Raw genomic sequence first — 25,247 nt, forward strand, 5'->3', positions numbered from 1 at the left:
GCTAATTTAAAATTAAAGTTCTTAAGTTTTTAAGTACTTTTGCCTCCTATTAGTCTATAATAATGTGTGATTTTATAAAAATAGGTAATACTTAATGATTGAAAATTTAAGAAATATTGCAATTATTGCACACGTTGACCATGGTAAAACAACCATAGTTGACAAATTATTACAACAATCTGGAACACTTAAAACACGTGAGGCGGAAGTTGAAAGAGTTATGGACTCAAATGATATTGAAAAAGAAAGAGGAATCACAATCTTAGCTAAAAACACTGCTCTTAAGTGGAATGATTATAGAATCAACATAGTAGATACCCCAGGCCATGCTGACTTTGGTGGTGAAGTTGAGCGTGTACTTTCAATGGTAGACTCTGTATTACTATTAGTTGATGCCGTTGATGGACCTATGCCTCAAACTAGATTTGTAACTGAAAAAGCTTTTGAAAAAGGTCTAAAGCCTATAGTTGTAATTAACAAAATTGATAGATATGGTGCACGACCTGACTGGGTTGTTGATCAAGTTTTTGATTTATTTGATAGATTAGGTGCAACTGATGAGCAATTAGATTTCCCTGTTATATATTCTTCTGCAATTAATGGTTGGGCAACTAATGATATTAATCAAAAAAAAAATGATATGACTGACCTTTTCAAAGCTATAGTTGAAAATGTTGAGCATCCTAATGTTGATGAACATGGTCCATTCCAAATGCAAATATCTTCACTAGATTATTCAAACTTCACTGGAACTATCAGTATTGGCCGTATCCAGAGAGGTAAAATCAAGACAAATACTCCTGTAACAATTGTAAATGCTGCTGGTGAGAAAAGAAAGGGACGCGTGCTACAAATATTAGGTTACCTTGGACTTGAGCGTAATGAAGTACCAGAAGCTAGTGCTGGTGATATAGTTTGCGTAACAGGTATAAGAGGTCTAAAAATTTCTGATACATTATGTAATCCAGAGCATGTTGAAGCCTTGCCTGCACTTTCTGTAGATGAGCCAACTATTAGTATGACATTCCAAGTTAATAACTCCCCTTTTGCTGGTAAAGAAGGTAAGTTTGTAACATCGCGACAAATCAAAGAAAGACTCGAAAAAGAACTTATTCACAATGTTGCTCTAAGAGTTGAGCAGCTAGATGATCCTGATAAGTTCAAAGTTTCTGGTCGTGGTGAATTACATTTATCAATCTTACTTGAGAACATGCGTCGTGAAGGCTTTGAAATTGCAGTATCGCGCCCACAAGTAATTTTTAAATATATCAATGGTGAAAAGCATGAACCATACGAACAAGCTATTATAGATATTGATGAAGAGCATCAAGGTGCTGTCATGGAAAAAATGGCCTTACACCAAGGCGAGCTTAAAAATATGAAGCTAGATGGTAAAGGTCGTGTCAAACTTGAATTTATAATTCCTTCACGTGGTTTGATAGGTTTCCATACAGAATTCCTAACTATTACATCAGGTTCAGGTATCTTAAATAAAGTATTTATCCACTATGGGCCGATGAAAAAACAAACTCTTGGAAATCGTCAAAATGGTACTTTAGTTTCAATGATATCTGGTAAGGCTTTAGCTTTTGCTCTATTTAACCTACAAGAGCGTGGCAGAATATTTATCGGCCATGGTACTGATGTTTATGAAGGTATGATTATCGGGATTCATAACAAAGACAATGATCTTGTCGTAAATCCCTGTAAATGTAAGCAACTTACTAATATCCGTGCTTCTGGCAAAGATGAAACTGTAACTCTAGTACCACCAATTAAGCTTACTCTTGAGCGTGCTTTAGAATTTATCGCAGATGATGAACTTATTGAAATTACACCAAAATCCATTAGATTAAGAAAAAAACACCTAACAGAATCAGACCGTAAAAAAGCTTCTCGTGGTGCTATTTAATAATAATTAATTTAATATTATTTTTATACTTAACAAAATTAACATTGAGCTATCAAAAAACTAAGGACTCCTAATAATGAAAAAATTAGAAAATAAAAATAGCTTTAGTTACAGGTGCTTCTAGAAGAATAGGTAGATAAATAGCAGAATTATTTACTAATGAGAATGCTGTAGTTATTTTTCTAATATCAACGATAGTTTAGGTAGTAGTGTTATCAAAAGTACTGTACCTGAAAATATTAATTATTATATGTCAGTATGAGGATAATTGGATAGAAGTTTACAAATATATTAAAGCTAAATTTAGTAAATTAGATATTTTGAGTTAATAATACAGGAATTACAAGTTTATAGAAAGTGCTGGTCCACATAATCCTGAAGACTTAGATATGACTTCTTGGCAAAAAGTACATCCTGTGAATTATAATGGAGTAGCCTTAGAATTTAAATATGCTATTAAACTTATGAAAGAAAAAGAATGTAGAAGTATAGTTAATATTTCTTAACTATCTGTTGTAAGAATACCCTGTAGCATATACTTCAAGCAAAGCTTCTGTAAGAAAACATACAAAACAAGTTGCTCTATATTATACTGATATGAGATATAGTATTAGCTAGAATTAAATTCATCATGGAGCTATCTTGACATAATGTTGGATGAAATGCTACCTAAAGACGAAAATCACAAACAAAAATCAATAAGAACTACTAATTATATTCTTATAAAAGTCATGAGAGAAGCTCAAGATGTAGCTTATGCAGCATTATATTTGGCATAATATGAATCAAAATATGTTACAGTTATTGAGTTAAATGTAGATGAGGTAATTCTTGCTGGTAGCTCATCCAAAAAAAGTGTAATAACTACTTATTCAAATTTTAATATAAAATAATGAAAAAGCTGATTTTAGTGCTGTTGCAATACTATATCAAAAAGCTAGACCTAGTATTCCGGTTGAGATTATAAGCTTTCTAAAAGAAAAAATACCCTCTAAATGAAAAAGATTATGATTGAGGTACTGGTAATGGTCAAATAGCAATCAAATTAGCTGAATTTATCAATGAGATTCATGCTACTGATACTAGCAGTGCACAACTAGCTAAAGCTTTCAAATATAATAGTATAAAAAATAGTTTTAAACAGACGATAAGACTAATAGTATGTTTTGCGAATCAAAGTGTGGATCTAATAACGGCTTCACAAGCTGCTCACTAGCTTGATACGACTAAATTTGAAAAGAATGCACACATACTTAAACCTAATTGAATTAATTGAATTGTAGCTATTTGGGTGTACACCATAATATTATTGTCAACGCTAAGGTTCAAGTTATTTACCAAGAATTTTATAGCACTATTCGTCCGTACTTCCCACAAGGCAGAGAACATATTAATAACTTTTACAAAGATATCAATACCAATCTACCCAAGCTAGATATTCCAAACTTAAACAGCTAAACAAATGAATTTTGATAGTTTTATAAAATATCTCAAATCTTTTTCTGTTTATGCCAAGTACCCCAAAAGTCATAGTAAATGTCCTATAATTGAACTAGGATTTTATTATAAGTTTAAAAAATCATTGGGAGATAGTAAAAAATTATATACTGTTATTTGGCCAATTATTAAATGTTATATTTAAAAGACAGACAATATAAAGCTAATACCCAACAGCTAAAGCCCCTATCTACGTGGATCTGCTGCACCATAGACATATTACCCACTAGACATTACTGATTTAGCTGTTCCCAGCAGCATAAGGTACAACATTATTATCCATTTCTTTAAGTAGCTTTATTGTATCTACAGATATACCCTACTACACCTAACTCATCTGGCCATAATTGACTACGAACACGAGAGTTATTAACAGCTCGCTTGAAGATTCATATTAAAATACAATGATATTTAAAAAATCACTTACAAAGTTGTTGTAATAATACGGCTACCACTAGGTGAACCTGTAGCTAAGAAATAATTACCATCTATTATCTAATACTATCGTTGGAGTCATTAAACTTAGTGGTCTTTTGTTTGGTGCAGCTGTATTTGCTTCACCTTGAACTAAACTAAAGACATTTGCTACGCCAACTTTAGCAGCGAAATCATCCATTTCGTTATTTAACAATACAGTACCAGGTAACTACAATGCCGTTACCATATGAGTAATTTAGCGTATAAGTGTTTGACCATATTGCCATCTTTATCGACAATACGTAAAATGTGTAGTTTGTAATTTCTAATGATCTTTTGGATCTATACTACTAATATATTTGCTATGAATATGCTTATCTGTAATTATTTCTTGAGCAATTTGCTTAGCATATTTTTTAAAATAAAAATTTAGCTAAGTCCATCTTGACAAAATCAGTATCACCTAAGGCATTACTATCATTATAAGCATAGCTCATCGCATTACTCATAATATTAATAGTCTTAGCACTGTTATGACCATAGTCAGCTAATTGGAGATTCTCTAAAATATTTAGAGCTCAATTAGAATTACTCCACCTGAACTTGGTGACGGTATAGAGTATATTGTATAACCTTTATATGTACCTTTTAACGGTTGCATCTCTTCATTATAATTTTTAAGATCCTCCAGTGTAATCATCCCACCATTTTTAGCAATACTATTAGCTATCTTACGAGCTATTTTTCCTTCATAAAAAGCTGCAATTAATTTTAGACTATTGGCAAGTTCTGACTGTTTTAAAATTTCTCCAACCTAATATACTGAAACATCTTCTTATAAAAAATTTTTATCGCATCAGGAGACTTCTCTAACCATGGTTTCGCAGTTACTAGTGATTAATGAAGATCATAACTTACAGGGAATTCCCTCTTCGGCTAATTTAGATTCAATTACTTGCTAAGGTTTAATTTAACATATTTTTGTTACACATAAATAAGCCTGCAACCGTACCCATGGATACCTGAAGCATTGTATGAACCAGAACTTTACTATAGTTAATATTACCTTTACCATTTGGGAACATATTACAATAAGCTTTTGTTGTAGCTTTTTTCGATAATTTTTATGCTGGTTTTTAGGTAAATTAACATAAATCCACCACCAAGATTACATGCTCTTGTAGAGTGACAGTTAAAGCGGAACCAACAGCAACAGCATTACCACCTTTGTTTAACTTTGTCTAAGAATTTCAAGACCTACTTTACTTGCTAGAGCTTCTTTAGATGCAACTATAACATGCTTTTTCACAACTGGTTGGGCAATCTGCATTTCTTCTTAAATGGGGATAAAATCATAACCAGTTGGTAATAATGCAGCAATTAAAGTTAAACTTGGCAAAAAGTATAACAATAACATTAAATTTACAGATAGTTTTTCACTAATAACCTCTGATTTTTGAAAAGACAAAAAATAATACATTAAAGAAACAAAAATAATTTTATAAAAACTTTATACCCTTCTTAAAGCCGCGAATCCAAAAACGCTCTAAAGATAAAGCTTCTAATAATTTATCACAACATGGTGGTGTTTGATTAGTTATTTGTGCAGTTATAATCTTGGCTGCTAATAATGATGAACATAAACCTTTTGAACCAAAACCTGAAGATACATATAGGCCTTGTTGATATTCAATTTTTGGCATTTTTGCTTTTGGATAGCCTTTTGATAATGGCTTATAAAAGTCTTGTTCAAACTTAATATAATCAACTAGCTTACCAACTAGTGGTAAATGATCTGATGTCACACATCTTGTAGCTACTCTTGAATCAACTATATTTATACTTGTTATACTACTACCTAGCATTTCTTTTATTTGAGTTATATTAAAGTTATTATCCCCTTCTCTGATATCTGCATTAGTATCGCTATTATCACGAAAGGTTGCACCTATAACTTGTAAGTTTTGCTTATAGTTTGGAATTATATAACCCTTATCCATAATAGTTTTTGTGATATCAAAACTTTTTTCGATAACTGTTAGTTGACCTTGTGATGGATATACTGGGATTTTTTGGAGTTGAGTTATTTGCTTAAATAGTTGGTATCCGCCTGCAAAAATTACAATATCAAAATCTTGGTTAAAATTATCAAATTCTAATTGCCAATTTCCTTTTTGATTTGTACTAATTACGATTAGCTTAGTCTGTAAATTTAATTTCACATTTGCTAATTTAAGCCATAGTTGACAAATACTTTTAGGTATTAATGCTAAAGCATTCTGATAATAAATAGCACTTTTTGAAGTAGTTGTATTTATAAGTTGAGAAACTTGTGTAGCTGATAGTAATTTAGCCACATTTGAATCTATATCTCTATTTGTGAAAATTTTTTGATATCTATGTTGCTCTTTTATATCACTTAAAAGTTGTATTATCCCTTGATTGCAAATTTCTATGTAATTTCTATACTGATTTATAAAATCTATTAATAAGCTATAACCAAGAGTATGAAATTGATCAGAAAAGTTATTATCAGAAGTTAAATATGGTGCTAATATACCAGCAAAATTACCTGATGCTTCATGAGCTACTTCACAACTCTTATCAAATATGGTTATATCAAAGCTAACTGTTTTACTTAATTCATACGCCAATGAACATCCAGCAAGCCCAGCGCCGATAATAGCTATTTTTTTATTTATCATGTTCCAAAAAATCTAATACCTTCTTTTTTACGCTTTTGTTCAGCTCTTAGCATACGTGCCTGCTTAGGATCTATAGTTAGATTTCTATAAATTTCTACCCTATCTCTATCTTTTAGCTTATGATCTAAATCTACTAGCTGGCTATATATACCAACTTTTAAATTCTCAATATCCTCTAACTCTGGATATTTATATGATATTTTAGACAATTTGAGAGCTTGTCTGACAGTTATAGCTTCGTCAACTTCAACAAAAAAAGACTTTTGCTCATTAGCTAAAGCGTAGAGAACTTCTATTTTCACTATTTATAAACCTCTTCTGCACGCTTACAAAAAGCATCTAACATCTTATCTGCTAAACCACGAAAAACTTGTCCAAGCGCCATTTCGACAAATTTATTTTCAAAAATGAATTCCATATCTAATGAAACTTTACATGAGTTTTCACCTTGTGGCTCAAACTCCCAATCACCAGTTAAGCTTTTAAATGGTCCGTTCATTAAGTTTAGATGAATATGCTCATTTTTGACCATTGTATTATGAGTCGCAAAATCAAGTTTGACAAATCCAGACTTTATTTTTAATGATGCTGCTGCTACTGTTTCAGTCTGCTCAAAGATTTCAATGTCATAACACATTGGCAAAAATTTAGGGTAACTTCTAATATCACTTACAAGCTCATACATTTGTGCAGCACTATAATTTACGAATGCAGATTTATTAACCTTATTCATTTATTTAATATTTTGTGATTTGCTGATAGTATATAGACTTACATTGTATATCTTTTATAAAAAATAATAAAGTTATGAGTAAACATAAGGTTTCTCCAGCTACTATTACTAAAAATAAAAAAGCTTTGCATGATTATACTATTTTAGAGAAATTTGAAGCTGGAATAGTTCTACAAGGCTGGGAAGTAAAAAGTATGCGCGCTGGTCAAGTACAAATGGTTGATAGTCATGTGCATATTAAGCATGGTGAAGCATGGCTTTTAAATTGTCTAATTACTCCGTTACTATCCGCCTCAACACACGTGGTCGCGGATGCTGCAGCAACGCGTAAATTACTTCTTAATCGCCGTGAGATTGATAAAATCATGGGGAGAATTGAGCAAAAAGGTTTTACATGTGTACCTCTTGCTATGTATTGGAAAGGTCCGAAAGTAAAAGTAGAAATAGCATTAGCTCAAGGTAAAAAAGTTCATGATAAGCGCCAAGCACAAAAAGACAAAGATTGGGCACGTGAAAAAGATAGGTTATTTAAAAAGGCTTATAAATAAATGACGAAGACTGAGAAAAAACTGCGCCATTATATCACGAAAGCTATTGCAGACTATAAGCTTTTTGATAAAGGTAATAAAGTTATGCTTTGCCTATCTGGTGGTAAAGATTCTTTTGGACTTCTAAAAGTCTTACATGGTTTAATTAAAGATAAAACTTACGATATTGATCTTCATGTATATACTCTAGATCAGTCTCAACCAGGTTGGGATGATAGTAAACTTAGAAAATACCTTGATGATTTAGGTATATCTTATGAAATCGAGACAAAAAACACTTATGGAGTGGTTATTGATAAAGTTCCAGATAGTAAAACCTATTGTTCACTATGTTCTAGGCTTCGTCGTGGTAATATCTACAGATATGCAAAAGAGCATAAAATGGATAAAATAATTCTTGGGCATCATCGTGATGATTTAATTCAATCATTACTAATGTCAATACTCTACCAAGGTCAGATTAAATCTATGCCACCAAAATTTATTACTCAAGATGGTGAAAATACCGTCATTCGCCCAATGGTGTTAGTACAAGAACGCGATCTAATAGAATTTGCTAAAGAAGAGAATTTCCCAATAATTTCGTGTAACCTATGTGGTTTGCAAGAAAATCTCAAAAGAAAGAAAGTCAAAAAACTTATTCAAGATTTGGCACATGAGAATCCAAAAGTACCAAGTAATATTCTAAACTCTCTTTCAAATGTATTACCTAGTCATTTGATGGATAAGAGTTTGTTTGATATAGATGCTAATAAATAGCTACTCTTCCAACTCAATCCCTATAGCTTCAGGCATTCTTGCAATAATCACTACAATCCTATTGAAGCTATAATAGCATACAATGCTTGTATCATCTGACCAAAATATACAATCAAAATACTTGAAACTAATTGTACAGTTCTGCCTATAGTGCATTACTAACATTATAACCAGGCAACACCACTAAACCTAAGATGTGTCAGAAATAGCTCATTAATAGCAACTACAAATGGTGCTATTGCAAAATAGCATATTGATGCAACCATATATTCATTTGTTGAATAGTGCAACGAGCCTTCTAATAAAGATGTATAAATGCCGAGACAATGTCATAAACAATACCTAAATAATCAGCTAAAGTTAATACCACAAATATTTAATAAGGATACTCTCTAATAGATGAAACTACTTGGGTATCTTCAAACAGATTACCATGTTTCTCTCTTAGACATTCTGGTTACTCATCTTACCTAAACTGTAATATAAGCACTAATATAGTTATTACCATACTAATCACAAAACACAATCTCCATACATAACTATGCATTTGAGATTCTGATAAAAAGCTTGAGAATATGAAATACTACCACTGTACCTAAAATACTCCAAAGCCAGGAAAAATGTACAAAATGCTGTAATTAAACCACGCTTTTTATCTGATGCTTGTTCACTTAAGATTGCTAGTACGCCATTATACTCACCACCAATCGAGAAGCATTAGTATAATACGTGCAAAAATTATTAGAAGTACGGAAACTATGCCAATTTGCGGATAGTTTGGATTAAGGCAATAATTGCAGTTGAATTGCCATTAAAGCAACTGTTATAATCAATATTTTTTTACATCCTACTTTAAATCACCTAGATCACCAAAAAATATTTCACCGATAACACCATAAAGTAACTAGCAGCAAATATTCCAAATGTTTTAATTGTTAGCACAGTCGAGTTATTATAAGGAAAAAAGCCGCTGAAATAAAAACAGTTACATAGGCAAATAGCACAAAATCAAAATACTCTACACTAGTTGCCAAACCAGCAAAGATTACATTTTTATTAGTATATATCCTTGTGCATTTTTTGATAAATTTTAGTTTAGTTTTCGATATATTATAAAATTAAAATTTAATTTGCAAAATAGTAGCATGATTAATAGTAAATAAGTATTAAGCTAAGCTTTTTCAAATTCATCAATAAATTTTTGTGCTGCAGCAATTCTCTCTTTGCATAGCTGATAGCTTTTTGAAGCTTGCTCAAGCATAAATGCTAACTCATCTAGTAATGCTGGATTATCTTGCTGCTCTTGTAGTTTCTCATTTATCTCTGCCAATATTTCATAGTTTTTTGCGAATCTTTTACTTTGTGTTGCCATTATTTTTCACCTCTACTTGTATTTGACCATCTGCATATACTATTTCTAAATTCATGTATTTTTGCGCCTGCTTTTGGCTAGTAACATACTTACCATCATGTGTTTTAGTTATACTAAATCCTCTTCTCAAAGTAGGCTCAATAGATACCGATAATATCTGCTTATATAAGTATTCACTTGCTTGATTGTAATATTTTATAACATTTTTAGCTATGCTTTTTGAGTTATTATATGACTCCTCAAGATTGTGCTGAGAGTTTTTTATAAGGTTTTGAGAATTAGAAATTACATTATCATATTGCATATCTATAGATTTGCCATATAGTTTTATCAAACCTCTGGATATAGATATAACTGCTTTGTAATTATTCTCAATATTTTGGTTAACTTGATATAAATAATGTTCAATTTTAGTTTTAAAATTATGATACAGTCTATCTAATTGAAGTTTATTTTGGCTTACTGAACTACTCGCAATCTTGAGTATAGCTGCATAATTATATTTGGCATTTTTAGCATTAGTTATAATTGTATTTGTGATAAAATTTATGACTTTAGATGGTGTATCAAAACTTTTAGTACATATCTCATCTAAAACTGTAGAATCGCGCTCATGCCCTATGCCAACCATCACTGGTATTTTACTGTTACAAATACTTTCAGCAGGCACGATATTGTTAAACCAATCAAGATCAGCTTGAGAACCTCCACCACGGATAAGTACAATTACATCATAACTATCAGCCTGATGCTGTATTTTAGCAAAAGCTTCGGAGACACTTTTTGCACATTCTACACCTTGCATCTTTGCCTCATAAATATCAAACTTGCATAGTCCTAAATTTTGAAGTTTATCAGCTTCTTCAAAAAAATCGCCCTTTCCTGCTGCTGTTATACTTGTAATCACAGCAATACTTGTAAAATCATAAGGGATAGCCAGAGACTTATTTTTTTCTAAAATGCGTTTTTTAACTAATTTCTCAAGAATTTCTATTTTGCGAGCTTGTCTATCACCAAGTGTAAAAGCTGGATCAATATCGATAATATTTAGACTCAGTCCAAAACTGATATGGTAGTTTACTGCAACTTTCATTAAGACTTTCATATCAGAACTAAGTTTTTCTCCAGTTGCTAAGCTAAACTTGTTATGAATGTAATCAGCTTTATTTGCCCAACAATTACACCTAACTTTAGCAATAGGATACTTACTTATACCATTATGCTCAATAAGTTCACCATAATAGTGTTTTCCAGACTTACGCCATTCAGACAATTCTGCAACTATCCAGAAACCTTCATAGCCAAAGTTCATTTCTATAGTACTTTTTATAAGTTCAAGAAATTCACTTAATTTTAATGATTGTTGCATTGTAGTGTCTACTAATATATTATCTAGTAATTTTCACATTCAATCAATTAATATACAAGATTTATTAGCTGTTTAGATACTACATTAGCATAGTTATAAGCAATGATATTTAGAAATGATTCTTGAAAAAAAGCATTTTAAAAATTAAAGAGCCAATATTAGGGCACCTCTATTTTTAAAACTACACTCTTGAACAGTTGATTTTAATTTTTGGTAATTTCCTGCTGTACCAGATATCAAAGTAGTACTTGTTGATAGCTCTAATGGTTGGGCAATATATGCTCTTAGTTTAGTTTTTATTTTAACTGCAAACTCTTGTATTTAATCTGCACTAGCTTGTTGTCCAATCAACATCCTATAACTACCTGAACCATTTGCCTCTTTGACAACTATATTTATCAATTATTATTTAGCACATAATTTCTATCATTTTCTTCACTGCAGAAATAGGTTTTCACCTGAGCTAATATCTATTTTTCATTGAGATAACACTCTATCATCTTGTTAACGTATAATATATCTTATCATCTGCTATACTATCGTCTACTGCATTTGCTAGATATTTGTTTTAGCAAATGCTTTAGGAATCGCTTTTATCAAAAAGTTACGATTCTAACTAATACATACGAAACTGCAGAATGTGTCCTGACATTATCTTCTAACACCATAAAGCAGCTTTCATCTTTGATAGGATCTAATCCAACAATATGACAAATATACACCATGAGGTGGTTTTACACATCTCATTTGTGGTAAGTACTCTTCTGATGACTCTACAAACTCCCTAGGAATTAAATCAAAATGAAATACCACTTTTTTAGAAATGAGGCATCGATAAACTTCTATTTCTCATGTAATGTTTCTAAATTTAACTCATCTATAGCTTTGATAGCCTGGCGAACATCATCTCGTACTTTGCCATCAATCTGTGAAAATTTCATCATATACACATTTGCATAAGAAACATAGCCATTTAAAGCAGTATTATGCGACATAAAACCCTTGAAATAAAAATATTTTCACAAAAAAAATTATAGCACAACAACTATTTAGTCATAGTATATAAAAGTATTATAACTACAATTTTGTATATCATTAGAGTTGTAAAAAAACTAGAATTTTTGTGTTATTATCTTAAGTTTTAATTATCTTATTTACTTCAAGTTTACTATCTAGACACCTTTAAATCCAAAATCACTCTACTATTTGTTGAATATCTTTTAAGAAAAATACTGTTAATTTATTATTTTCTTTAAGACCATGGATTATAGATGACTTAGTAGATGCTATCTCTACTTATCTTTTTTTAACAAGTTTAAGAAAACTACATCAAAATTTCCCACGAATATTAATGGCGCATTTCAACCATTAATAAGATTAACTTCATACTTATAATCAAACGCAACTAAAAATATCTCTTTACTCGTAGCTTTTTTATCTATATAGCTAACTACTTCTTTAAGGAAATTATAATAGTTTATATTATAACAATAGCCTAACTAGACCACTACTATCTTTGTAGACAGCTATTATATCTTTTTCGACATTACTATTATCAACAGTATCCTGGATAGCTAGCACCAGCTTACTATCAGTACTATTTTCAACTATTAAATCAAAATCTAATATTTTGCTAGATGGTATATAATCTTATCATCTTTTATTACACTACCACCAGCTATAAGTTCATAGCGGTAAATATCTTTACGACTTTGAATATACATATATTCAAGATTATTAAATGTAATCTTTTGAGGCTTATAATTAATGAATCACTACTAACTTTACTTAAGGAGCTGTTACTATTTACTCTGTAGTTGATAACTTTACCACTTTCACTTTTAGAACTAACTGTTAATACATGTAAATTTTTACCATCATTAACTAATTTTGCCTCAACAATCTTTTGTGTAAAGCGTTGTTAAAAATTTTACCGTTAATACTAATAGTTATTAGTGAAATACTATAATCAATAAGTTTATGATTAGAAAAAATATAAAAAGCATTAGCAAATTTAGCTACAATTATTTTTGTGATTTTACTATAATATTTTGATTATCAAAGCAATGGGTAAATGAGCCTGTAGTATTTATCGAATATGATAGTTTAGTGACATTAAAACAATAATCTATCCTGCTCTAAAAATAGAACATAGTTTTGTACTATTATAATTACTAATACTCAACTGATTGGATATTCGGCTCGGTGGTAGTGGTAATATATATGGCTATCTTAACCAAAGATGCCTTAGGTTGCTGAAAAACTAAAAGCATAAACATAACTCATAATAATTAAATTTCTCATTATTAACCTTAGTTTTTAATGCTTAGACTTTAGCATTTTTTATTGATGGACTAAACTATATTATCTATCGTACATTTTTATCACTGATGTTGTTAATTGACACTTAGCAAATCATATAGGGTTTTATTTTTATTTAGAAGCAATGTTTACAAAAGAGTTATATTTTTAGTAGCTATAAGCTGACTATCTCAAGATGTTGTATCTGTGTTTGAAGAAACATCTCACCAACTGATCTAAAATTCAAAGGAATATCAGTTACATAAAATCTATATTGTGGATTAGAGTTAGCTTTATTTAAAAGCTTATTCTCCAAGAGAACCGAATAAAGCATTTTACTAGCTTGCAATGATGGATCTATAAGTTTCACACCTAAAATTTTTGCAATACTCTCTTTAATAATTGGATAATGCGTACAACCTAAAATTAAAGCTTGGATATTCTTATCATGAAAATAACTAAGATACTCTTTAACTACTAATTCTACTATTTGACCATTAACAAAGCCTTCTTCTATCATTGAGACAAATAGACCACAAGGATTACTATAGACTTCAATATTAGGATTCTTCTTGTGTATCTGTAAAGCATAGGCACTACTATTAATAGTTGCTGGTGTGGCAATTACACCAATTGTATTTAGATTATCTACCAAGTTTACCCCAGCAGTTATTACATCTATTACGGGTATAGTTTTAGCAATCTCTTGGACAATATCTTTAGCAAGAGCTGAAATAGTATTGCAAGCAATAATTATTGCTTTGACTTTTTGCTCAATCAAAAATTTTGCTGTTTGTGCAGCAAACTTTTGAATTATAGCTCGCGATTTTGTTCCATAAGGTATCCTAGCTATATCACCAAAATATATAATATCCTCATTTGGTAATATGTTCATAAGGTTTTTAACGATAGTCAAACCACCAATACCTGAATCAAAAACACCTATAGGTCTATTATTAAGAAGCATTATTTTTTCTCAAGTTTTCTAATAATTTTTCGGCGTGAACGAGTAGGCATCTTCTCAAGATACTCTTCTTTTGCCTTAATAAAAGGTATTAAATTCTCTAAAGAAAGAACTGCTTGGTTAGCATCATCAGCAATGAAATTTTCACTTAATTGCGCATCTTCATTTGCAAAAATAACTATCGTAACTACAGGTACACCTTTGATATAAATCTTTTGATTGTAAAGGAATGTCTGTAAAACTTTTTTCTGTGCAAAAGTCTGTCTGATAGGATTTTTAATTGTCTTAGCATAAACCTTATTATTCTGTGAGGTCTTAGATACATTCCATCGCTCAGCCATATTTTCAACTTCAATATAACCACGGTTATTTTTAACCTCAACAATATATATGCCTTTGCGTGATATTGTGATAAAATCAATCTCTCTATTACCTACTGTTGATTTCTCATCAGGTAAAATAACTCTATTGAATAATACAAAGTTGTTATCAAGCTTTTTTAACTCATCAAGTACAGTAGTCTCACCCTCTGCACCAGAAATAATTATATCTACAGGATTATCATCTTTTGTTATTAAGAAAAAAAATACAAATAATATAAATGCTAGAGTAATACCAATCTCTAGCGATTGAGTCACAAATTCAACATTACCTAAATATAAATCAACCCCTACTATCAAACCACAGAGTATGATAGAAGCATATAAGCTTTTTCTCGCTCTTATCAGGTAGTTTCGTAACCGTGCCCAAGTAAAGCGCAAAAAAAGTCTATTCTTTTTTAGTCTACTTTCTATTGCCATGATTAATAATACTTCTTTTAAAAAATCTAACAAAAATTAACAGTTAATAAACTTTTGCTTTATTTCAGCTATCTTATCTCTAATAGTTGTAGCTTTTTCAAATTCAAGCCCTTTTGCATAAGATCGCATACGCTTTTCAAGAGATTTGATAACCTTTGAAGCTTCAGTCATACCTAGTATAGCCGAAACATCTACATCATCAACCTTTAAGCGCAAATTATTTTTATAAGCACGTTTTTGCATCTCTGGAGAGCTATCAAGCATATCATCAATATTCTTAATAATAGTTTTTGGAGTTATATTGTGCTTTTGGTTATATTCATCTTGGAGCTTACGCCGGCGTAATGTCTCATCCATCGCTTTCTGCATTGACTTTGTCACAATATCTGCATATAGTATAGCTCTACCATTTTGATTTCTTGCCACACGACCAACAGTTTGGATAAGAGATTTTTCCGAACGTAAAAAACCTTCTTTATCAGCATCAAATATTAGTAGCACGCCCACTTCTGGCATATCAAGACCTTCTCGAAGAAGATTAATCCCCACTAGTACATCAAACACCCCACGACGAAGATCATGAATTATCTGTACCCTTTCAACAGTATCGATATCTGAGTGTAAATATCTGACATTAACTCCATGTTCAGATAAATATTCAGTGAGATTTTCTGCCATTTTCTTAGTAAGTGTAGTTATTAGCACTCTCTCATCTTTAGCAATAGCATTATTAATCTCAGACAAAGCATCTTCAACTTGTATCGCAACTGGACGGACAAAAACTTCTGGATCTAATAATCCCGTAGGACGAATCACTTGCTCAACTGTATTTTGAGATTTTTCTAATTCATAAGTTGCTGGCGTTGCTGATACATAAATTGTCTGTGGGAGTAGTTTCTCAAACTCATTAAATTTCAGTGGGCGATTATCCAACGCTGATGGAAGCCTAAAGCCATAATTTACAAGGTTAGACTTACGCGAGAGATCACTTTTATACATTCCTCCAAACTGTGGTAATGTCACATGTGACTCGTCAACTATCACTAAAGCATTCTCTGGAAGATAATCAATCAAAGTAGGTGGTGGATCACCTGGAGCTCTTCCAGAAAGCAATCTTGAATAATTCTCTATCCCAGTACAGTATCCAAGTTCTTGAATCATCTCAATATCATATTTTGTGCGTTGTTCAATCCTTTGCGCTTCAAGAAGTTTCTCCTCTTGCTCAAAATATTTAACTCTTTCTTTGAGCTCTTTTTTAATTTCCTCTATTACTATTTCTTTACGCTCTTTTGATGCAACATAGTGAGTACTTGGGAAAATTGTAGCACGATGCAGTGATTTGATTTGCTTTGATGTTAGTGAATCAATTATACTTATTGCCTCTATCTCATCATCAAAAAACTCTACACGAATAGCATCTTTCTCAGAGTCTGCTGGGAAAATATCTAAAACTTCTCCGCGCACACGAAAGCTTCCACGACTAAAATCCATATCATTACGCGAATATTGCATCTCAACAAGTTTAGCTTGAGCTTTCTTGAGTCCTAAATCTTCACCAACCTTAAGATGTAACAACATTTGCATATATTGCTCTGGATCACCTAGACCATATATTGCTGAAACGGTAGCAACTATTATCACATCATTACGCTCAAGTATTGCCTTAGTTGCTGATAAACGCATTTGTTCAATATGCTCATTTACAGATGAGTCTTTTTCTATATAAGTATCTGATGCTGCTACATAAGCTTCTGGTTGATAGTAATCATAATATGAAACGAAATATTCAACGGCATTATTTGGAAAATATTGCTTAAACTCAGAATATAACTGTGCTGCTAAGGTTTTATTATGTGCAAGTGTCAAGCATGGTTTTTGTGTTTGTTGGATGACATTTGCCATAGTGTAAGTTTTACCAGAGCCGGTTACACCAACTAAAACTTGATGCTGTAAGCCATTATTTATACCTTCAACAAGACTTTGTATTGCCTGTGGCTGATCACCTGCTGGAGTATATTTTGTTACTAGGTTAAATTTATACATCTTTAAAAAAGATACTCCTCTAACTCATATAACAATGCTTGTTGCTCTTCAGTTAAATCATGATTTGCTCTTAGCTCTTGGATTTCTTGGTAAATCTCTTCTAGAGTTTTACGGGTTTTACCTTTATGATCAATCAAAAGCTCATCTGCATCTAGGCTGACAATTTTGTTAAGATAATTTTGAAACTCTATTTGTGCTTTTGCTGGTAATTTTGAGAAGTCTAATCTGCCAATTATACGCATAGCCCTGCCATAATAAGATTTTGGTAATTGATTAAGCATTTGTGCTTTTTGCTCAATAGGTAAGCTGTGAAATTTATCACAACCTCTCTCATCAGCCATAGTCATAAAATCACTTTGATAAATACTTGCATCAATATCAATGTTTTCAATTTCTGGATATTTATACTCTAATACATATTCGACAAAATTTGTAAAAATCTCTGGATTACTTTTGATAAATTCTTTATTTGCTTCTATAAAATCTAGCCTATCCTGTGGTAACTTCCCTACAAAACGTGTTTTAGCTGGTAAAATGAGAGGTATATCGCCCCACTTTTTGTTTAAAGTTAAGCGCCAGTGCTCTGCTTCTAAACTACCAAATTTTTGTATAAATTCACTAAAAAGATATTTATCTAAACGCAAAAATATTTCTTGGTTTTTATATCGTCGATGTTGCCCTAAGTCTAATATTGCCGATATAAAATTATTCTTAGAGCCAAATATACCGCTTATTGCAATAGCTTGTTTATATTTGTGATCACTAACATCTAAACCAATATCAAGTTGTGCTAAGGTACTTTCATCATTTTGCTTATTAAACTTTGCTAGTAAAAATTGCCACATCTTTGGATTTGCAACTCTTAGCTTTTTAGCTAACTCTACAGTGACAATCACATCTGTAATAGCATCATGAGCTCTACCACCATTATATAAATTATTAATTTCATTTAAATTTTCCAGTTTAAGAGAAGTTTTTTCTTGACCATCCTCATCAACAATTTTAGGCCAATTTAATACTTGAATACAAAATAAGTAATAACAAGTAACTATCGGAAATAAATCAACTCTAAAACAACCATTTTTAAATTGATGATTGTATGGTGGTAGCATATTTTTATAAAATGCAAATTTTAAAAACTCATCATCAAAACCAAGAGTGTTATAACCTATACTTATAGTTCCTGGTGTATTGATAATTTTATGAATTTTTCGAATTGCTTGATATTCTGCTATACCAGTATTTGCTTGAGCAATAGAAATATGATGAGTGATTGTTGCCATAGGTGATGGCGTTGTATCAGGATTTAGTTTTACAAAAAAATTAAATCTCTCAATCTCATTAAAATCTAAATCAGTTCTAATCGCAGCAAATTGTAAAACCTGATCAAAAGAATTGTTTATGCCACTAGTCTCTAAATCATAAAATAACAAAGTCTGATTACTAAACATCTAAAACACGAATTTTTATTTCATTTAAATTATTAGTTTAGAATTTTAACATACCTTTAAGGTAATTAATAACTTTAGAATGGTATAGTTTTATTTGTAAAATAATTTAGACTGTTGATTTAATACTAAAAGTTGATTGAAATAGTCGAAATAACTTTTTTCGATTTTTCTAAACACAAGATTTTGACTCTGCTTAAGCGACTTTATTTTTTTATGTATTAAGTTAATTCTTCTAAAGAAGAAATTTATTATAACTTAGTAAGCAGCAAAAATATTATTATAACTACGCAGGCTGTTTAGTTGCCGCAATTATGACCTCACGAATGTTTATTATTTTATGGTTGGCTATACATTAACATCGCAGTGCGTGCAGTATTATACGCAATTAATACTCCACCATAGTTTTTTTCCAACTTTAATAATCTTCTTTTACTTTTTTCAGAAGTAGTATGATTTAAAAGCTCGGTTTCAACAGCACATGGAAAGATTATCATAATTCTTACATTATCATCTGCAACCTCTTTACGTATATTCTCACTTACGGAAAAAACTGCAAATTTTATTCCAACATACGCAGCATGGTTAGCAAATGACTTTTTACCAGCAATTAACTTATATTGATAATTGTCCCAGTTTTTCTAGATCTCATATCAGTTAGTACTGCTTGCATGCTATTAAGTAATGGCTAATATATTTACATCATACATTTTTCCATTCAGTTGGATCTTGGGTATTAATTTACCAAGTAGCATTACATGCATTATTTACTAGACAATCTACAGGTCTATATTGCTCTTCTGCTTCTTTTATTGCATTTCTTAAAGCTTATACATCTGTTACATCAACCTTACGAAGCCAGTGTATTTGGTAGATTTAATTCTTCAATTTTTCTACTCTTCTAACAATTAGCAAAATAAGTGTCTTGCTTTAGAAAAGCGTTTTACAATAGCTGCACCAATTACTGAACTTGCTCCTGTGATTATAATATAATGATTTACGCATTTTACCTCTCCTATGTTTTTTTATTTTACTGTGTTTTATTGATTGTAAATTCTATAGAATACTATATTAAGACTGATAAATACTAATAATAAATTTGTTATATAATAATGAACAATATTCATTGGCGTGGTATCTATTCATTTATCCATGTGGCAGAAAACAACAAAGCTTTACTAAGACTACAGATATACTAGGCATTGTAAAATTAAATCTTAGTTAAAATATTAAAAATCTTGAAAATCATTTTAAAGTACAGCTACTTTATAGAAGCACCAGGCATGTCAGGCTAACAGAAATGGGACGAGAGTATTATCAAAAATGCAAAAAAGCTATCCAAGATTTATGCACTGCTACCGAACTCACTAGCCAAGAAAGTAATGAGATTAGTGGAATTATAAAAGTAAATAGCGTTGGTGAAATACTTGGTGAACAAGTAATAGCTCGAATATTGCTGAGCTTTCAGAGACAAAATCATAAAGTTATTTTTCTAGTCACAGAGTGAATCTTTTGGATAGTGATTACGACTTAGTAATACGCATGGGCAACCTTGCTATTCTAACCTTATAGTTTCATCTTTACGTACTGTTGCTACCAAATAATATTGCTAATCGTAATTTTATTCAAAAGCATGGACAAATAACTAATCTCAGGCAACTCGCATGCCACTAATTATATGGCAATGTCAAACAATGGTCATTAGTTTAGACTAAGGATAAATATATTCTTCATATTAATAATAATGGTATTCATGTTACCAGTAGCAGAGTGATGAAACAAACTGCATTAGCAGGATTAGGAATTACTCGACTTATATATAATGTATGTATGGTCTGATATCAAAAATGGAAATTTAATCGAAATCTTGCCAGATTATTCTGAAATTACAGAATTATCTATTATTTCACTACTTAAGAGAATAAACTCATTGATAAAATTACATAAAATAACATTTTAACCAATTATATCTAGAGATACTTTCACAAAAAAAATAGTTCAGTTTTAAAATTTACTTAACATTAATAAATTGTTAGAGAATCTTATAATAACGAATTGTTATTTTTTTAAAATTTCTTCTTACTTGTTGCTTAGTATGATCAACTAACTCTTTATATAAATCATCTTTATGTTTTTTTTGCTGGATAAATAAGGTTCTATATGTTTTTAGATTAATTAGCAACTCATCAATCAAGACAATTATCTTTTTATATTCAAAATATTTTTTAGTCGTTGGAAATTCAAATTTGGCATTTACAAGTATTTCATTAAGCTTAATAGTTTGTTCAATCAATGAAATAAGCCTACGGTTTTTGACACTTTTATCAACATCATCTACGAGTTTTTTTAGCTCGTCATATAAACTATACATTTCCTTATTAAAGAGAGTTCTATATTTCTGTTCTCGAGTTAGAAAAGTAATCAAGACAATACAAATAGTACCGATAGCTACACAAGTAATCCGCACTAAAAAAAGCTCTTTGTCCCAACCGATAAATAAACCAAAAAACATCACTAAATAAATATGAATAAAGAAAACACTAGTTGCATAATTAAGAAATAATGTATAGATATATAATGCTAAAGCTATCCCACACAATATTGCTACTATAGTGAAGTTATCAGGTGTACTCTTTTGCACTAACATTAATATTACTGAGCCTGTTGATGTTCCTAGGAGCGAAAATATTATAATCACTTTTGCTCGAGTATATACAACACTAGTACTGGTACTAGCTGCAACACTTACTACAGCTATAACAACCCAATATATTCTATCCCTAAAGTCACTATCACCGCTATAACTAAAGATATAGTAACAAATAACTAATCCTAATGTCGAAGCGATCAAAACCCTATAAGCTAATAGTGTCGTATCAGATAGTTTATCTATAGTTTTATCTTTAAAAAAGATCATAATATGCCTCTTTAATATTCTCTAAACTAATCAACATATCATCTAGTAGCAATATACAATCGAAAAGTAACTTTCTTTTTTGTTTATCATACTGATATTTTTGGATATAACCAATTTCTAATTTATACTTCAAATGTTCAATCTCATCACTTTTTTTCTTAAATAATTCTGCTTTCTTTTGGACATATAACATCAAGAATAATGTTTCTTTAAAGACTCTTTCTAAATCTTGTGAAAGCTCCTTAATCTCATGGTTGTCTTCAAAACCCAAAAGTACATAATTTGAGCTTAGTCTTTTATAACTTAAGATAAACTTTGGTGTTAATCTATTAAAGACTATAAAGTTATGAGTTAAGTATCTCCAGCTCTCTTGAGTATTCTTGCGTAGAAACATCAAGCCATGATTTTTTACTGAATTTATATTCTGATACTTTAGATTACTCATTCGTACTATATCTATTTGTGTAAATTTTCCACTCTTTGCTTTGTCAAAAGTATTTAGATAATTTCTTATATATAAGCGTATAAACTCATAAACTATTTTTTCAATATCTTCGGACTTCATAATCTTGTAGTTTCTGATAATCAAAATATAAAAAGCTAAGCTTATAAGTATTGCAGTAAATGTAAAACTTAGATGATTATATTCCGCTAATGGAAATCTAATAAAACATATACATGTTAATACTACTACCATTATCGGAAATATTGTAAAAGCCTCACCAAATCTTCTAACCCAAAACGCGACAAAAACCACAAATACAATAAGTATAAAATCTTTTTCAAAGATATTATGTACATAGGGTGAAAGATTAATAACAACTATTGCCGAAATTAGATACATCACAAACGCTATATGCTTAGCTTGTATACTCCCGAGTAAAATACTCCCACTTAGATTAGAGATAAATAAAATAGACATAATAATCAAATTCTTATCGATATTAAAAAATGAAGTTATCGCTAAAAAAGAGAAAAGTATAACCGCACATTTTACAGCACAATCCTGAAAAATCCGCATCGGATCTTGATCAATGTATTTTGAATAAACTTCATTTAAACTAAGCACAAAAAAACTAAATTAAGGTATTTAGTGTAGCTAAATTATATTGTAAAACTTAGATAATTAATATCATTTCAGTAGTTATTTTTCAGAATAAAATGTAGTAAAATTTATATGCTAAAAATTACATATTATAGTTATCTTATTATGATTTATGATTTCACTTATGATGTTATAGTTGTCGGTGGTGGTCACGCAGGTGTTGAGGCTGCTTCAGCTTCAGCTCGTATCGGCGCGAAGACATTGCTACTAACTCACAATATCGACACTATTGGGCAAATGTCATGTAACCCGGCTATCGGAGGCATAGGTAAAGGCCAACTAGTCAAAGAGATAGACGCTATGGGGGGTATCATGGCAAAAGCTATTGACATGGCTGGTATCCAATTTAGAATACTCAACTCACGTAAAGGCCCTGCTGTACGTGCTACAAGAGCACAAGCAGATAGAGTATTGTACAAAAAAGCTATAAATTATCTTATCAACAATCAAGAAAACCTTGATATTTTTCAAGATTCTGTTGATGATTTGGTTGTTGAAAACAATACCGTTTATGGTACTGTTACAAAAACAGGAGTTACATTTAGGGCCAAAAAGATAGTACTTACTGTTGGTACATTTTTAGGTGGTAAGATACATATTGGTAAAGTCTCTAATGCTGGTGGCAGAGCGGGAGATCAGCCATCAAATGCACTAGCTGTACGCCTTAGATCGTTACCATTTAGAGTGGATAGACTTAAAACTGGCACTCCACCACGTATAGATAGACGCTCAGTAGATTTTAGTGTTATGGAAGTACAACATGGTGATAATCCTACTCCTTATTTCTCATTTTTCTCAAAAGGTAAGATAGAGCATCCGCAACAAATACCGTGTTATATTACTTACACTAATTACGAAACACATAAAATTATTATTGATAACCTTGATAAATCAGCTATGTATAGTGGCTTAATAGAAAGTATTGGTCCACGCTATTGTCCTTCTATCGAGGATAAGTGGTTAGATTTGCTGACAAAGGAAGACATCAAATATTTGTTGAACCAGATGGTTTAAATAGTATCGAGCTGTATCCAAATGGTTTATCAACTAGCTTACCTTTTGAGGTTCAATGTAACTATATTCAATCGATTAAAGGTTTTGAGAAAGCTTTTATAATGCGCCCAGGTTATGCGATTGAATATGATTTCTTTGATCCAAGAGATCTAAAGCCAACATTAGAAACAAAACATATCAAAATCTCTATTTTGCTGGACAAATTAATGGTACTACTGGCTATGAAGAAGCTGGTGCTCAAGGTTTAGTAGCTGGCATTAATGCCGCTATTAGCTTAGATAGTGACAAATCATGGTACCCAACTCGTGCAAACAGTTATATCGGAGTGTTAATTGATGATCTTATTACTAAAGGTACAAAAGAACCATATAGAATGTTTACCTCTCGTGCGGAATATAGACTGATTCTACGTGAAGATAACGCTGATTTACGCCTTTCTGATAAAGCTTGTGAACTAGGACTTTTGAACAAAGAAAATCAACAATACTTCATCAATAAGAAAAATGCTATTAATGAAAATATAGCAATTATGAAAAACACTTGGATAGGTCCACAAACACAGAAAGCTCGTGATTTAGAGAAATTCTTAGATAAGAAAATGACACGTGAAAGTACCTTATTCGACTTACTCAAAGACCAGAAATAGATTACAGCAAATTACAACAAATATCTGAGCTAAATCTAAACTTAAAAGATGAGGATGTAATAGAACAAATAGAAATTTCAGCAAAATACTCTGGCTACATAGAACGTCAACATAAAGATATTGCAAGATTAGCAACCTTTGAGCAAAAAGCTATTCCTAAAGATTTTAATTACTCTCAAGTTAAAGGTCTATCTAATGAAGTTCTACAGAAATTGACTGAACAAAAGCCTACGACATTAGGAGAGGCATCACGTATCCCAGGTATAACTCCTGCAGCTATATCATTATTGACTATATATATGAAAAAAACTGGTTTTATAAAATAGGAAAAGATATGAAAAGAGATTACTTCAAAATAATTATATTAACATGCTTAGTTACTATGCTTTTTTCCTGTGCTACCAGACAGAAATATATAGATCAACAAAAAAGCATGGATTGGCAAAAGTATTGATGCTTATATCCAAGAATTTCGTATGCCACAAAATGTAATCCAAGTATCTCCAGACTCAAATATTGAAACATATGTTTATATTCGTAAAGCTGTTAATCCAAACACTCCAGCCTATGCCGGCAACCCTATTAATAGTCTTGTAATGGCAAATAGAAACCCACGCTTTGTCCAATTTGGTGCGCTAATGTGTACAACTTGGGTATCGATAGATAAAAATACTAAGATTATTAAAATATAACTTTC

At 31.0% G+C, this 25,247-nt stretch carries 18 protein-coding genes and 5 pseudogenes; 9 read left to right on the forward strand and 14 right to left on the reverse strand.

Annotated elements, in window-relative coordinates; genetic code table 11:
- Window positions 1-94: 94 nt before the first annotated feature.
- From typA to FSC845_RS10200, 3 genes are all read left to right on the forward strand, one after another.
- On the forward strand, window positions 95-1,912 hold the full coding sequence (gene typA / locus FSC845_RS06665; RefSeq protein ID WP_064461230.1) for a translational GTPase TypA: 1,818 nt from the start codon (window positions 95-97) through the stop codon (window positions 1,910-1,912).
- Window positions 1,913-2,562: 650 nt separating this feature from the next.
- Entirely contained in the window at window positions 2,563-2,691 is a 129-nt protein-coding gene (locus FSC845_RS09415; protein WP_257719632.1) for a hypothetical protein, read from the forward strand.
- Window positions 2,692-2,978: 287 nt separating this feature from the next.
- Window positions 2,979-3,128 (forward strand): hypothetical protein, encoded by a 150-nt coding sequence (locus tag FSC845_RS10200; protein ID WP_407637683.1) that lies wholly within the window; start codon window positions 2,979-2,981, stop codon window positions 3,126-3,128.
- A gap of 500 nt (window positions 3,129-3,628) precedes the next feature.
- Here FSC845_RS10200 and ggt read toward each other — a convergent pair.
- From ggt to FSC845_RS06690, 4 genes and pseudogenes are all read right to left on the reverse strand, one after another.
- Window positions 3,629-5,243, reverse strand: a pseudogene (ggt, locus tag FSC845_RS06675) (gamma-glutamyltransferase).
- A gap of 82 nt (window positions 5,244-5,325) precedes the next feature.
- The gene (gene mnmC / locus FSC845_RS06680; protein ID WP_064461756.1) at window positions 5,326-6,528 is read right to left on the reverse strand and encodes an FAD-dependent 5-carboxymethylaminomethyl-2-thiouridine(34) oxidoreductase MnmC; all 1,203 of its coding nucleotides are present in this window, start codon (window positions 6,526-6,528) and stop codon (window positions 5,326-5,328) included.
- On the reverse strand, window positions 6,528-6,833 hold the full coding sequence (locus FSC845_RS06685; RefSeq protein ID WP_064461231.1) for an RnfH family protein: 306 nt from the start codon (window positions 6,831-6,833) through the stop codon (window positions 6,528-6,530). The genes mnmC and FSC845_RS06685 overlap by 1 nt, the downstream gene beginning before the upstream one ends.
- Entirely contained in the window at window positions 6,833-7,264 is a 432-nt protein-coding gene (locus FSC845_RS06690) for a type II toxin-antitoxin system RatA family toxin (RefSeq protein WP_064461232.1), read from the reverse strand. The genes FSC845_RS06685 and FSC845_RS06690 overlap by 1 nt, the downstream gene beginning before the upstream one ends.
- A 74-nt stretch (window positions 7,265-7,338) precedes the next feature.
- Here FSC845_RS06690 and smpB point away from each other — a divergent pair, with 74 nt between their 5' ends.
- Entirely contained in the window at window positions 7,339-7,812 is a 474-nt protein-coding gene (gene smpB, locus FSC845_RS06695) for an SsrA-binding protein SmpB (protein ID WP_064461233.1), read from the forward strand.
- Complete coding sequence (gene ttcA / locus FSC845_RS06700) at window positions 7,813-8,571, forward strand: tRNA 2-thiocytidine(32) synthetase TtcA (protein ID WP_064461234.1); 759 nt, start codon at window positions 7,813-7,815, stop codon at window positions 8,569-8,571.
- A 1,171-nt stretch (window positions 8,572-9,742) separates the two neighbouring features.
- On the opposite strand, the gene xseB is transcribed toward ttcA, so the two are convergent.
- The 8 genes and pseudogenes from xseB to FSC845_RS09830 all read right to left on the reverse strand — a co-directional run bounded on the left by xseB (window position 9,743) and on the right by FSC845_RS09830 (window position 19,857).
- Window positions 9,743-9,943 (reverse strand): exodeoxyribonuclease VII small subunit, encoded by a 201-nt coding sequence (gene xseB / locus FSC845_RS06705; protein WP_064461235.1) that lies wholly within the window; start codon window positions 9,941-9,943, stop codon window positions 9,743-9,745.
- Window positions 9,927-11,312, reverse strand: coding sequence for an exodeoxyribonuclease VII large subunit (gene xseA, locus FSC845_RS06710; protein ID WP_064461236.1), 1,386 nt, complete (start codon window positions 11,310-11,312; stop codon window positions 9,927-9,929). The genes xseB and xseA overlap by 17 nt, the downstream gene beginning before the upstream one ends.
- Before the next feature lie 842 nt (window positions 11,313-12,154).
- Window positions 12,155-12,307 (reverse strand): hypothetical protein, encoded by a 153-nt coding sequence (locus tag FSC845_RS09210; RefSeq protein ID WP_227806597.1) that lies wholly within the window; start codon window positions 12,305-12,307, stop codon window positions 12,155-12,157.
- A 1,481-nt stretch (window positions 12,308-13,788) separates the two neighbouring features.
- Window positions 13,789-14,580: a glutamate racemase gene (gene murI, locus FSC845_RS06715; protein ID WP_064461237.1), complete on the reverse strand. Its 792-nt coding sequence runs from the start codon at window positions 14,578-14,580 to the stop codon at window positions 13,789-13,791.
- On the reverse strand, window positions 14,580-15,377 hold the full coding sequence (locus FSC845_RS06720; protein ID WP_064461238.1) for a nuclease-related domain-containing protein: 798 nt from the start codon (window positions 15,375-15,377) through the stop codon (window positions 14,580-14,582). Before FSC845_RS06720 ends, murI begins: the two co-directional genes overlap by 1 nt.
- 36 nt (window positions 15,378-15,413) lie before the next feature.
- Window positions 15,414-17,420, reverse strand: a complete 2,007-nt coding sequence (gene uvrB, locus FSC845_RS06725; protein WP_064461239.1) for an excinuclease ABC subunit UvrB — start codon at window positions 17,418-17,420, stop codon at window positions 15,414-15,416.
- 2 nt (window positions 17,421-17,422) lie between these two features.
- Complete coding sequence (locus FSC845_RS06730; protein ID WP_064461240.1) at window positions 17,423-18,871, reverse strand: exodeoxyribonuclease I; 1,449 nt, start codon at window positions 18,869-18,871, stop codon at window positions 17,423-17,425.
- Window positions 18,872-19,154: 283 nt separating this feature from the next.
- A pseudogene (locus FSC845_RS09830) lies at window positions 19,155-19,857 on the reverse strand (SDR family oxidoreductase).
- A gap of 123 nt (window positions 19,858-19,980) precedes the next feature.
- On the opposite strand from FSC845_RS09830, the pseudogene FSC845_RS06740 reads away from it, so the two are divergent.
- Window positions 19,981-20,865 (forward strand): annotated as a pseudogene (locus FSC845_RS06740) (LysR family transcriptional regulator).
- A gap of 35 nt (window positions 20,866-20,900) precedes the next feature.
- Here FSC845_RS06740 and FSC845_RS06745 read toward each other — a convergent pair.
- A complete protein-coding gene (locus FSC845_RS06745; RefSeq protein WP_064461241.1) occupies window positions 20,901-21,785 on the reverse strand; it encodes an FUSC family protein in 885 nt (294 codons plus the stop codon).
- The gene (locus FSC845_RS06750) at window positions 21,772-22,854 is read right to left on the reverse strand and encodes a hypothetical protein (protein ID WP_064461242.1); all 1,083 of its coding nucleotides are present in this window, start codon (window positions 22,852-22,854) and stop codon (window positions 21,772-21,774) included. The genes FSC845_RS06745 and FSC845_RS06750 overlap by 14 nt, the downstream gene beginning before the upstream one ends.
- A gap of 172 nt (window positions 22,855-23,026) precedes the next feature.
- Between FSC845_RS06750 and FSC845_RS06755 the strand changes: the two are divergent.
- The 3 genes and pseudogenes from FSC845_RS06755 to FSC845_RS06760 all read left to right on the forward strand — a co-directional run.
- Window positions 23,027-24,600, forward strand: a pseudogene (locus FSC845_RS06755) (FAD-dependent oxidoreductase); the annotation flags it as partial.
- A gap of 69 nt (window positions 24,601-24,669) precedes the next feature.
- Window positions 24,670-24,876 (forward strand): hypothetical protein, encoded by a 207-nt coding sequence (locus FSC845_RS10205; RefSeq protein WP_409360055.1) that lies wholly within the window; start codon window positions 24,670-24,672, stop codon window positions 24,874-24,876.
- Window positions 24,877-24,884: 8 nt separating this feature from the next.
- Window positions 24,885-25,242: pseudogene (locus FSC845_RS06760) on the forward strand (hypothetical protein).
- Window positions 25,243-25,247 lie beyond the last annotated feature (5 nt).

The organism is Francisella persica ATCC VR-331 (assembly GCF_001653955.1).
GTDB lineage: Bacteria > Pseudomonadota > Gammaproteobacteria > Francisellales > Francisellaceae > Francisella > Francisella persica.